General features: G+C 72.9%; 13 protein-coding genes. 4 read left to right on the top strand and 9 right to left on the bottom strand.

Annotated features, from left to right (window positions below; translation table 11 throughout):
- Positions 1 to 336, top strand: a 336-nt coding sequence (locus AA75_RS20800) for a type II toxin-antitoxin system PemK/MazF family toxin (RefSeq protein ID WP_033821657.1), incomplete at its 5' end; no start/stop codon positions are given.
- 55 nt (positions 337 to 391) lie between these two features.
- Here the strand turns inward: AA75_RS20800 and AA75_RS20795 are convergent.
- From AA75_RS20795 to clpS, 7 genes are all read right to left on the bottom strand, one after another.
- Positions 392 to 1,360 carry a PLP-dependent cysteine synthase family protein gene (locus AA75_RS20795; protein WP_033821652.1) on the bottom strand — a complete coding sequence of 323 codons (969 nt, stop codon included), beginning with the start codon at positions 1,358 to 1,360 and terminating at the stop codon, positions 392 to 394.
- An 11-nt stretch (positions 1,361 to 1,371) separates the two neighbouring features.
- On the bottom strand, positions 1,372 to 1,650 hold the full coding sequence (locus tag AA75_RS20790) for a MoaD/ThiS family protein (RefSeq protein WP_033821651.1): 279 nt from the start codon (positions 1,648 to 1,650) through the stop codon (positions 1,372 to 1,374).
- 91 nt (positions 1,651 to 1,741) lie between these two features.
- The gene (locus AA75_RS54035) at positions 1,742 to 1,858 is read right to left on the bottom strand and encodes a putative leader peptide (RefSeq protein ID WP_359887644.1); all 117 of its coding nucleotides are present in this window, start codon (positions 1,856 to 1,858) and stop codon (positions 1,742 to 1,744) included.
- 184 nt (positions 1,859 to 2,042) lie between these two features.
- Positions 2,043 to 2,474 (bottom strand): Mov34/MPN/PAD-1 family protein, encoded by a 432-nt coding sequence (locus AA75_RS20785; protein WP_033821650.1) that lies wholly within the window; start codon positions 2,472 to 2,474, stop codon positions 2,043 to 2,045.
- A gap of 102 nt (positions 2,475 to 2,576) precedes the next feature.
- Positions 2,577 to 4,067 carry an amino acid permease gene (locus AA75_RS20780; RefSeq protein ID WP_149038280.1) on the bottom strand — a complete coding sequence of 497 codons (1,491 nt, stop codon included), beginning with the start codon at positions 4,065 to 4,067 and terminating at the stop codon, positions 2,577 to 2,579.
- Between the two features lie 220 nt (positions 4,068 to 4,287).
- Complete coding sequence (locus AA75_RS20775) at positions 4,288 to 4,863, bottom strand: DUF2017 domain-containing protein (protein ID WP_033821649.1); 576 nt, start codon at positions 4,861 to 4,863, stop codon at positions 4,288 to 4,290.
- Between the two features lie 57 nt (positions 4,864 to 4,920).
- Positions 4,921 to 5,214, bottom strand: a complete 294-nt coding sequence (gene clpS, locus AA75_RS20770; protein ID WP_033821648.1) for an ATP-dependent Clp protease adapter ClpS — start codon at positions 5,212 to 5,214, stop codon at positions 4,921 to 4,923.
- A gap of 134 nt (positions 5,215 to 5,348) precedes the next feature.
- Between clpS and AA75_RS20765 the strand changes: the two genes are divergently transcribed.
- The gene (locus tag AA75_RS20765; protein WP_063794404.1) at positions 5,349 to 6,719 is read left to right on the top strand and encodes a nicotinate phosphoribosyltransferase; all 1,371 of its coding nucleotides are present in this window, start codon (positions 5,349 to 5,351) and stop codon (positions 6,717 to 6,719) included.
- An 85-nt stretch (positions 6,720 to 6,804) separates the two neighbouring features.
- Positions 6,805 to 7,395: an isochorismatase family protein gene (locus AA75_RS20760; protein ID WP_033821647.1), complete on the top strand. Its 591-nt coding sequence runs from the start codon at positions 6,805 to 6,807 to the stop codon at positions 7,393 to 7,395.
- A gap of 227 nt (positions 7,396 to 7,622) precedes the next feature.
- Here AA75_RS20760 and AA75_RS20755 read toward each other — a convergent pair whose 3' ends face one another.
- Complete coding sequence (locus AA75_RS20755) at positions 7,623 to 8,651, bottom strand: hypothetical protein (RefSeq protein ID WP_051812910.1); 1,029 nt, start codon at positions 8,649 to 8,651, stop codon at positions 7,623 to 7,625.
- A 314-nt stretch (positions 8,652 to 8,965) separates the two neighbouring features.
- Between AA75_RS20755 and AA75_RS20750 the strand changes: the two genes are divergently transcribed.
- Positions 8,966 to 9,481, top strand: a complete 516-nt coding sequence (locus tag AA75_RS20750; RefSeq protein WP_033821646.1) for a hypothetical protein — start codon at positions 8,966 to 8,968, stop codon at positions 9,479 to 9,481.
- Here the strand turns inward: AA75_RS20750 and AA75_RS20745 are convergent.
- A partial coding sequence (locus AA75_RS20745) for a hypothetical protein (protein ID WP_368666601.1) occupies positions 9,456 to 10,196 on the bottom strand: 741 nt, incomplete at its 5' end. The two genes, AA75_RS20750 and AA75_RS20745, sit on opposite strands and share 26 nt — an antisense overlap.

Below are 10,196 nucleotides of genomic sequence, written 5' to 3'. Positions count from 1 at the left end.
CCGGCGCGCGCACCGCGGCCGGGACGGCCCGCGCCCCGGGAGATCTGGTGGGCGCAGGTGCCGTTCGAGGACGGCCCGGGCGGCAAGGACCGGCCGTGCCTGGTGCTGCGGGTGCGGCCGCGGACCGCGCTGGTCGCCAAGATCACCACCAAGCACCACGCCGAACGGCCCGGGGTGCTGCGGCTGCCGGCCGGCTCGGTCGGTGACCGGCAAGGGCGGGCGAGCTGGCTCGAGACGGACGAGCTGCGCGAGGTGCCGCTCGCGGACTTCCGGCGCCGGGTCGGCCCGGTGGAGGAACGGATCTGGGCCGAGGTGGTCCGCCGGGCCCGGCACTGAGACGCCGCGGGCGCCGCACCCGGCGGGGTGCGGCGCCCACGGGGCGACGGCGGACTCAGGCCCAGAGCTGGCCCTGCAGTGCCTCGACCGCGGCCTCGGTCGACTCCGCGGTGTAGATGCCGGTGGACAGGTACTTCCACCCGCCGTCGGCGACCACGAAGGCCACGTCCGCGCGTTCGCCGGCCTTGGCCGCCTTGCGGGCGACCCCGATCGCGGCGTGCAGGATGGCCCCGGTGGAGACGCCGGCGAAGATGCCCTCCTGCTGGAGCAGTTCCCGGGTGCGCCGGACGGCGTCGGCCGAGCCGACCGAGAAGCGGGTGGTGAGCACCTCGGCGTCGTACAGCTCGGGCACGAAGCCCTCGTCCAGGTTGCGCAGCCCGTAGACCAGGTCGTCGTAGCGCGGCTCGGCGGCGACCACCTGGACGCCGGGGACCTTCTCGCGCAGGAACCGGCCGACGCCCATCAGGGTGCCGGTGGTGCCGAGACCGGCGACGAAGTGGGTGATCTCGGGGAGGTCGGCGAGGATCTCCGGCCCGGTGCCCCGGTAGTGGGCGCCGGCGTTGTCCGGGTTTCCGTACTGGTAGAGCATCACCCAGTCGGGGTGCTCGGCCGCGATCTCCTTGGCGATCCGCACCGCGGTGTTGGAGCCGCCCGCGGCGGGCGACGGGATGATCTCCGCGCCCCACATCCGGAGCAGCTCGCGCCGCTCCTCGCTGGTGTTCTCCGGCATCACGCAGACCATCCGGTAGCCCTTGAGCTTGGCGGCCATGGCCAGCGAGATGCCGGTGTTGCCGCTGGTGGGCTCCAGGATGGTGCAGCCGGGGGTGAGCAGGCCCGCCGCCTCGGCCCGCTCGATCATGTGCAGGGCCGGACGGTCCTTGATCGAGCCGGTCGGGTTGCGGTCCTCCAGCTTGGCCCAGAGGGTGACCAGCCCGTGGTCGTTGCCGGGGACGGCGGCCGAGATCCGGGGCAGCCGCACCAGCGGGGTGTTGCCGACCGCTTCGATCGGGCTGTCATAGCGCATCGGGCGGCGGCTCAGCGGGCGCCGCCGGCCACGGCCGGCAGGATGGTGACGCTGTCACCGTCGGTGATCTCGGTGGCGATGCCGTCCAGGAAGCGGACGTCCTCGTCGTTCAGGTAGACGTTGACGAAGCGGCGCAGCTCGCCGGCGTCGAGCAGGCGCTCGGCGATGCCCGGGTGGCGGGCGTCGAGGTCGGTGAAGAGTTCCCCGAGGTTGGCGCCGGTGCCCTCGACGGCCTTGGCGCCGTCGGTGTAGGTACGGAGGATGGTCGGGATGCGGACCTCGATGGCCATGGCTGCGCTCCTGTGGAGGTGGGTCGGGTGGGCCGCACGGGGCGCGGCAGGGGAGTGGCCCCGGTCGCTGCCGGGGTGGGCGGTGCCGAAGTCAGCTGGCGTCGGCGGTGCCGGGACAGATCGCACTGGCGAGCCGGCACAGGTCGACGTGCAGGCGCGCCACGAGGCGGATGCCCGGGGCCTGGTTGCTCACATCGACGGAACGCATGGGCTCATCGTATAGATTCCCGCCCCCGGTCCGGCAGCTGCGTCTCGGGATCCGGTCGTTTCCGTATCCGATGCTGAGACTTGGCAGGACCCCGGGCAGGCCGCGGGCAGGCCGCCCGGCTCCGGGCGGGGCGACCCGGCCGGTCCGGGGTCCGGGGTCCGGGGTCCGGCGGGGGCGGCCGGGCTCAGGCGGCGTGGTCCGCCACCACCTCGACGTCTTCCTCCGTGATCACGCCGTCCACGATGCGGAACGAGCGGAACTGGTACGGGTCGCTCTCCCCGTTGCCCTCGGCGGTCGAGACCAGCACGTAGTGGGCGCCGGGCTCGGAGGCGTACGAGACGTCGGTACGGGACGGGTAGCCCTCGGTGGCGGTGTGCGAGTGGTAGATCACCACCGGCTCCTCGTCGCGGTCGTCCATCTCGCGGTAGAGCTTGAGCAGGTCGCCGGAGTCGAACTCGTAGAAGGTGGGCGAGCGGGCCGCGTTGAGCATCGGGATGAACCGCTCGGGCCGTCCGCTGCCGGCCGGTCCGGCGACCACGCCGCAGGCCTCGTCCGGGTGGTCGGCGCGGGCGTGGGCGACGATCGCGTCGCGCAGTTCTCGGGTGATGGTCAGCATGCGGTCAGGATAGCCAGGCCCGTCCGGCCGTCGCGGGGTGCGTTCGACGGCCGGACGGGCGACCCGGTCCAGCAGTCGGACCGGGGGTCGGTGGGTGCCGGATCAGCCGCGCGGGGCGGCCTGCGGGCGGGGCTCCGGGTGGGCGTCCCGGCCGGCTTCCGGGCGTGCTTCCGAATGTCCCGGGTGGGCGAGGACGGCCTGCGGCCTGACCCGCTTGAGCACCTGGTAGCCGACCACCAGGGCGGCGGCCCAGACGGGGAAGACGTACAGCGAGATCCGGGAGTCCTCGTCGATCGCGATCAGCACCACGACCAGGACCAGGAAGGCGAGCGCGAGGCGGCTGGGCCAGGCCCCGCCGGGCGCCTTGAAGGTGGGCGCCGGGAGGTCGCCGCGCTGCCAGGCGCGGCGGTAGCGGAGCTGGGCGACCAGGATGACGGCCCAGGTCCACAGGCCGCAGACGGTGGCGACGGAGGTGATGTACTCGAACGCCTTGGCCGGGACCAGGTAGTTGAGCACCACGCCGAGGCCCATCAGCAGCGCCGAGACGGTGATCGCCAGGGCCGGGGTGCGGCGGGAGTTGAGCGCGGTGAGCCGGCCGGGCGCCTGGCCGCGCTGGGCGAGGTCGCGCAGCATCCGGCCGGTCGAGTACATCCCGGAGTTGCAGGAGGACAGCGCCGCGGTGAGCACCACGAAGTTGATGATGCCGGCGGCGGCCGGGATTCCGATCTTGCCGAAGGCCGCCACGAACGGGCTGACGCCGGGGCTGAACTCCCGCCAGGGGACCAGGGCCAGAATGATCGTCAGCGCACCGATGTAGAACAGCATGATCCGCCAGGGCAGGGTGTTGATGGCCCGTGGCAGGTTCTTCTCCGGCTCGGCGCTCTCCCCGGCGGTGACGCCGACCAGTTCGACGCCGAGGTAGGCGAACATCACGATCTGCAGGGTCATCACGGTGGAGCCGATGCCCTTGGGGAAGAAGCCGCCGTCCGCCCACAGGTTGCTGACCGAGGCGGTGTCGGCGGCGTCGCTGAAGCCGAGGGTGAGGACCCCGACGCCGATCAGGATCATGCCGATGATCGCGGTGACCTTGACCATCGAGAACCAGAACTCGATCTCGCCGAACAGCTTCACCGAGATCAGGTTGGCCGCGTAGAGGATCACCAGGAAGACCAGCGCGCTGGCCCACTGCGGGATGCCGGGCGCCCAGAAGCGCACGTAGACCGCGGCGGCGGTGGTCTCCGCCATGCCGGTGACCACCCAGAACAGCCAGTACGTCCAGCCGGTCACATAACCCGCGAACGGGCCCAGGAACTCGCGGGCGTACTCGGCGAAACTGCCGGACACCGGGCGGTAGGTGAGCAGTTCGCCGAGCGCCCGCATGATCACGAAGATCACCAGGCCGGCCACCGCGTAGCTGAGGATGAGGCTCGGGCCGGCCTTGGAGATGGCGGTACCGGCGCCGAGGAAGAGGCCGGTGCCGATGGCGCCGCCGATCGCGATCATCTGGATCTGACGGCTGCCCAGACCGCGCTCGTAGCCCTCGTCCCCCTCGGACCGGACCTCGGTCATCTCGTCCTGGGCCTGGTCGGCCATGGCCACCCTCCTTCTGCTCGCGGGGCGAGGGGAAGTCGTATCACGGTATGACCGGATACCGGTGGGTATCTGAGCGCCATTTGAGCATGACAGGTACGGATATCGAGCTCTTTGTCCGTATTGACGCGAAATCCCGTCCACCATGCGGACTCTCCGCCGGTGGACGGGACATCGGGGTACGGACCGGCACGGACGGGCGCGGGCGTGCAGGGGGACCGGCTCAGCCGGTCATCGCGTCGAGCAGGGTCTCCTGCAGTTGGCCGAGCCAGACGTAGGCCATCACCAGGGGCTTGCGCTCGTCGGTGTCCGGCAGTCGGTAGAGGCCCTGCTCGTCCTCCTCGGTGATCTCCAGTCGGCTGCCGAGGGTGAGCCGCAGGTCGTTGAGGGCGCCGAGCCAGTGCCGGCAGTCCCCGGCCGGGACCTGGAGCACCCCGCCGTCCTCGCCCAGGCCGTCGAGGGAGCGCACCACGGCCAGCGCGTCGTCGCGCTTGCGGGCCCGCAGGTCCACCTCGGTGTAGCGGCGGAACTCGCCCGCCATGGCGCGGGTCTCCTCGTCGGCCCGCTCCCCCGGCTCGCCGTACGCGTCGGGGAAGAGCCGGGCCAGCGCCGGGTCCTCGGGCGCCTCGGTGGGGCCCTCGGCGAACAGCGCCGCCAGCGGGTCGTCGCCCGCACCGCCCGGTCCGGGCCCGATCAGCTCCAGCATCTGCACCTCGAGGGTGCGCAGGATGGAGGCCTCGACCTCGTCCAGCGCGATCACCGCGCTGCCGCCGCCGGCGCTCTCGAACAACCCAGCCATGTGTCCTGATCAGCCTGTCTGCTTGGTGGTGGTGAGGGGCCTGATGGCCGTACGGGGTCAGTCGTGCTGGAGGGTCGCCCACAGACCGTAACCGTGCATCGCCTGGACGTCCCGCTCCATCTCCTCGCGGGTACCGCTGGAGACCACCGCGCGACCCTTGGTGTGCACGTCCATCATCAGCTGCCTGGCCTTGTCCTTCGGGTAGCCGAAGTAGGCCTGGAACACGTACTGGACGTAACTCATCAGGTTGACCGGGTCGTTGTGGACGATGGTGACCCAGGGTGTGTCGGGCTCCGTCACCGGCAGGCCCTCGACCTCAGGGCGCTCGATCTCCACCGGGGCGACACTCACGACTGCTTCTCCCTCACCCGACACGACGTCCTCTGCCTCTCATGCTTCCATCCGGGGGACGCGCGAGCGAATCCGGGTCAACACGCCGGAGAGAAATCGTCAGACTGACGCTAAGTGGTAGTAGCATCATCATCATGGACGCCATCACCGCGAGCCGGTCCACCGCGCTGCTCACCGACCGGTACGAACTCACCATGCTGCAGGCCGCCCTCCGCAGCGGCGCCGCCCACCGGCGCTCCGTCTTCGAGGTGTTCACCCGCCGCCTGCCGAACGGCCGCCGCTACGGCGTGCTGGCCGGCACCGGCCGGGTGCTGGACGCGGTGGAGGCCTTCCGCTTCACCACGCCGCAACTGGACTGGCTCTCCGACCAGCGGGTGGTGGACGAGCCCACCCTGCGGTTCCTGGCCGACTACCGCTTCCGCGGCGACATCCACGGCTACCCGGAGGGCGAGGTCTACTTCCCCGGCTCGCCGCTGCTGACCGTCGAGGGCAGCTTCGCCGAGGCGGTGATCCTGGAGACGCTGATCCTGTCGATCCTCAACCACGACTCCGCCATCGCCGCCGCGGCCTCCCGGATGACCGCCGCCGCGGGCGAGCGCCCGTGCATCGAGATGGGCGCCCGGCGCGCCCACGAGGGCGCCGCGGTCGCCGCCGCCCGGGCCGCCTACATCGCCGGCTTCGGCGCCACCTCCGACCTGGAGGCCGGCTTCACCTACTCCATCCCCACCACCGGCACCGCCGCGCACGCCTTCACCCTGCTGCACGACAGCGAACGGGACGCCTTCACCGCCCAGATCGACTCGATGGGCCGCGGCACCACCCTGCTGGTCGACACCTACGACCTGGCCGAGGCCGTCCGCACCGCCGTCGAGGTGGCCGGCCCGGGCCTCGGCGCGGTCCGGATCGACTCCGGCGACCTGACCCTGCTCGCCCACCGGGTCCGCCGCCAGCTGGACGACCTGGGCGCCACCGGCACCAGGATCATCGTCACCTCCGACCTGGACGAGTACGCCATCGCCGCGCTGGCCGCGGCCCCGGTCGACGGCTACGGCGTGGGTACCAGCCTGGTCACCGGCAGCGGGCACCCCACCTGCGCGATGGTCTACAAGCTGGTCGCCCGGGCCGCCGGCCCCGAGGGCGATCTCGTGCCGGTGGCCAAGCGCTCGGCCGGCGGGAAGACCAGCGTCGGCGGACGCAAGTGGGCCGCCCGGCGCCCCGACGCGGACGGCGTCGCCGAGGCCGAGGTGGTCGGGCTCGGGCCGGTCCCCGCGGAGCTGGAGCCGTACCTGCTGCACGTCCCGCTGGTCACCGGGGGCAAGGTGGTCGGCCGGGAACCGCTGGAGGCCGCCCGCGAGCGCCACCTGCGGGCCAGGGCCGGACTGCCTCTCTCCGCGACCCAGCTCTCCAAGGGCGAGCCGGTGATCGTCACCGAGCAGCCGCCGACGGCCGCAACGGCCGGGCCGCAGGGGCGCACGACTCTTTCGCCTACGCGCGTCACTCCCTAGAGTTCATACCCCCGGTGCGCCCGGCCCCGACACCCGGCGCCGCCCCCGGCAACACAACGTCACCGAGAAACGAGAGAAGCCAGCCATGCACCGCGCCCTGATCGTCGTCGACGTGCAGAACGACTTCTGCGAGGGCGGCAGTCTGGCCGTGTCCGGCGGCGCCGAGGTCGCCGCCGCGATCACCGACCTGATCGCCGAGTCCGCCGCCGGCTACACCCACATCGTCGCCACCCGGGACCACCACATCGACCCCGGGGAGCACTTCTCCGCCGAGCCCGACTACGTCCACTCCTGGCCGGTGCACTGCGTGGCGGGCACCGAGGGCGTGGGGTTCCACCCGAACTTCGCGCCGTCGGTGACCTCGGGCGCGATCGAGGCGGTCTTCGACAAGGGCTCGTACTCGGCCGCGTACAGCGGATTCGAGGGCAGCAACGAGAACGGGCAGGGGCTGGCCGACTGGCTGCGGTCACGGAACGTGGTGGAGGTCGACGTGGTCGGCATCGCGACCGACCACTGCGTCCGGGCGACCGCCCTCGACGCCGCCCGGGAGGGCTTCACCACCCGGGTCCTGCTCGACCTCACCGCTGCGGTGGCCGCCCCGACGACGGCGGCGGCGCTGGAGGAACTCCGGCTCGCCGGGGTGGAGTTGACCGGAGAACCGGTGGTTCGCGGCTGACCTCCGCGGGCCGCGCCTGCGCGGCGGCGGGGGCTGGGTGCCGGGGCTGGGAGTTGGGCTCGGTACTGAGTGCCGGGCACCGGGAACCGGGTGCTCGGGGCTGGGCGCTGGTGCCGGGTACGGGGGGTACTGCGTGCCGGGTACTGCGCGCCGGGTGCCGGCGCCGGTGTGCTGCTCGGCCTGCGTCGCAGGCCCGTGGCGGACGGACCCCGGCCGGGGCCCGGCGGTCAGCGCTCGGTCACCAGCAGCTCGATCACATCCTCGCCGCCGGCGCGGAACGCCTCCCGCAGCTCACCGCCGACCGCGTCCGGCTCGGCGGCGAGCCGCTGCCCGGACACGTGGACCACCCGCACCCCCAGGTACTCCATCCGGTGCTGGCCACCACGCACCCAGGCCGCCTCGCCCTCGCTGACGCAGCGCAGGTCCGAGTCCACCTCGACCGCGACCCCCACCTGCGGCCAGTACAGGTCCGGCACGGCGACGTAGGTGCCGCCGCGCATCCGCAGCTCCGGGCCGGCCAGCGGGGCCGGCAGCAGCCACTCGTCGATCAGCTCGCCCAGCCGGTCCAGCACCGACTCCCGTTCGGCGGCCAGCAGTTCGTCCAGCGCGGCCCGCACCCGGGCCTCCTCCAGCAACCCGGCCTCGGCCAGTTCGGTGGACAACTCCCGCAGCCCGCCGCCCGATCCGATCCGGGAGACGGCCTCGCGGAGCACCGAGCGCAGCAGCCCGGGGCCGATCACCCCGGCGTCGAAGGCACCCGCGTCCGTCCACTCCCGGATCGCGTCGCAGACCGCCCGGGCCACCGGTGCGCAGGCCAGCCCGTGCACCGAGCGCGCCACCAACTCCCTTTCGGTGCGCCGGATCCGCACCTCACCGGCGTCCCGCAGCCGGCGCTGCCGGGGCACCAGCACCTCGACCCCGGTGACGGCGGGCAGCCGGGGCATCGAGACGAAGCCGTACAGCGCCAGCGCCGCCGCGCCGGTGATCACGGCGCCCTCCCGGCCGCCCTCGTCCCGCCCGTTCTGCGCGGCGTACAGCAGCGCGGCCCACATCCGCTGCTCCGGGGTCGGCTCGCTCTCCTGCAGCAGGTACACCCGCGGCAGCATCCGGCGCCAGGGCCCGCCACGCCGGCAGTGCTCGCTGACCACCCGCGTCGGCACGCCACGGGCCCGCAGCTGACTGGCCGTGATCACGTTCTGCTGCCGCCGGGCCAGCTCTTCGAGGGACAAGGACTGGGAGGGAATCTGGTAGCTCATGCCGACACCTTCCCCAACAGCTCCGCCACGGGATCCACGACCTGACGACCTGTTACCCAACCGTCGCGAAAACGGGACTGGTCTGCACTAAAGTCCCCATACCCTCACCCATTCGGCGGATAGGACGTTCATTCAGTTGCCGGATTGGGTCGGACTTGACGGGTACCATCCGATTTTCATCGGATTGATCTTCGCGGGCCCCGAACCGCGCACACCGCCACCACCAGGCGATCATGACAGGGCGTAATCGACTACGCACGGTGAAGCACCAACCCGGAGTCAACGGCTCCCGGACGATTGCCTACCATCAGCTCATGCCACGTGACGAAACCTCCGGCCGGCGCACTGCCCAGCTGCGCCTCGGCCGACTGCCCGGCTACGTCCGCCGACCGGACCTGGCCCGCCGCAACAGCGAGGACGGCCGCGCGTACAAGAAGGGCTGGGAGGTCCGCTTCACCGCGCGGACCGAGGAGGAGATAACCGAGATCCGCGAACTGGTGGTCGCGGCCGGATTCGCGCCCGCCCGCCCGTTCTTCAAGGGCCACCAGCTGATCCAGCCGGTCTACGGGATCGCCGCCGTCCAGGCCTACCTCGCCGCGCGGGAGGCGGTCGAGGCGGTCGAGCAGGCGGCTCGCACCCCCCGGGCCGACCGGCCGACCGGCATCCCCGGCCAGACCCGCCGGGAGGCCGCCCCGATGGCGGCCGCCGCGGCCGCCGCGGCCTCCGCAGCCGCCTCCACGGCAGCGGCGGCGGCCTTGCGCGCCCGGCTGTCGGACCGTCAGCCGGGCGGCGGCGAGAGCGGGGTCAGCGCAGCCGGTCGTACGTCCTGAAGGTGTAGGCGGCGTCGAGCCGCAGCAGGTTGCCATCGGCCGCCGGCAGTCCGAGCCGGCGGTCGAGCAGGTGGCCCAGCGGGCCGCACCGCCCCACCACGGGCGCGGCGAAGCCGCCGTCCTCCATCGAGTACCGGATCAGCGGCGGCTCCTCGGACTCCCGGACCGCCGGGGCGGTACGCCGCAGCGCCAGGTCGATCGGCACCGACCCGCCGATCGCGCAGGAGTCCGGCAGCAGGGGTCCGCGCAGGACCAGCCGCAGGCTCAACTGCCCGGTGCAGAAGTCGGATCGGCCACCGCACTGGGTTGAGGGCGAGCCCGCCGAGCGAGCCGCGGGCGTCGGGCCTGGTGGTCGCGCCCAGCGGCGCCGGAAGCCCGAACAGTCAGCCGGGCAGCCGGGTCGGTGCGCTGCGCTGCGCAGCGCACCGAAGACCTGGCCCTTGGTGCCGTCCGGCAGCGGGCCCCCGGCGAAGGTGATGGTCATCGGCGCCAGGACGAGGCCCTCGACTGCGCCCACGGTCAGCAGCGGGGCACCGACGTGCACCTCGCAGCGCCAGCGCGCCGGGTCGGCCCCGGCCGGGATCGCCGGGCAGTCCGCGTCACCGGCCTCCAGCGGGCTACCGGGGGCCGCGGGGACGGCCGGGGTCATCGGGGCGGTGGGGTCCTGTGCGGGCTGCGGCGCGGCGGTCAGGGCGGCCCGGGTGGTCGGGGCGGG

The organism is Kitasatospora sp. MBT63 (assembly GCF_000710465.2).
In the GTDB taxonomy this organism is placed as follows: domain Bacteria; phylum Actinomycetota; class Actinomycetes; order Streptomycetales; family Streptomycetaceae; genus Kitasatospora.
The sequence above is the reverse complement of the archived record's forward strand: the minus strand, read 5'-3'. Positions and strand labels throughout refer to the sequence as shown.

Excerpts from the sequence above, each read along its gene's own strand:
- AA75_RS20790 (WP_033821651.1), bottom strand. The coding sequence starts at position 1,650 with ATGGCCATCGAGGTCCGCATCCCGACCATCCTCCGTACCTACACCGAC.
- AA75_RS20760 (WP_033821647.1), top strand. The coding sequence starts at position 6,805 with ATGCACCGCGCCCTGATCGTCGTCGACGTGCAGAACGACTTCTGCGAG.
- AA75_RS20785 (WP_033821650.1), bottom strand. The coding sequence starts at position 2,474 with ATGCTGACCATCACCCGAGAACTGCGCGACGCGATCGTCGCCCACGCC.
- AA75_RS20750 (WP_033821646.1), top strand. The coding sequence starts at position 8,966 with ATGCCACGTGACGAAACCTCCGGCCGGCGCACTGCCCAGCTGCGCCTC.
- AA75_RS20780 (WP_149038280.1), bottom strand. The coding sequence starts at position 4,067 with ATGGCCGACCAGGCCCAGGACGAGATGACCGAGGTCCGGTCCGAGGGG.
- AA75_RS54035 (WP_359887644.1), bottom strand. The coding sequence starts at position 1,858 with ATGCGTTCCGTCGATGTGAGCAACCAGGCCCCGGGCATCCGCCTCGTG.
- AA75_RS20755 (WP_051812910.1), bottom strand. The coding sequence starts at position 8,651 with ATGAGCTACCAGATTCCCTCCCAGTCCTTGTCCCTCGAAGAGCTGGCC.
- AA75_RS20795 (WP_033821652.1), bottom strand. The coding sequence starts at position 1,360 with ATGCGCTATGACAGCCCGATCGAAGCGGTCGGCAACACCCCGCTGGTG.
- AA75_RS20765 (WP_063794404.1), top strand. The coding sequence starts at position 5,349 with ATGGACGCCATCACCGCGAGCCGGTCCACCGCGCTGCTCACCGACCGG.
- AA75_RS20775 (WP_033821649.1), bottom strand. The coding sequence starts at position 4,863 with ATGGCTGGGTTGTTCGAGAGCGCCGGCGGCGGCAGCGCGGTGATCGCG.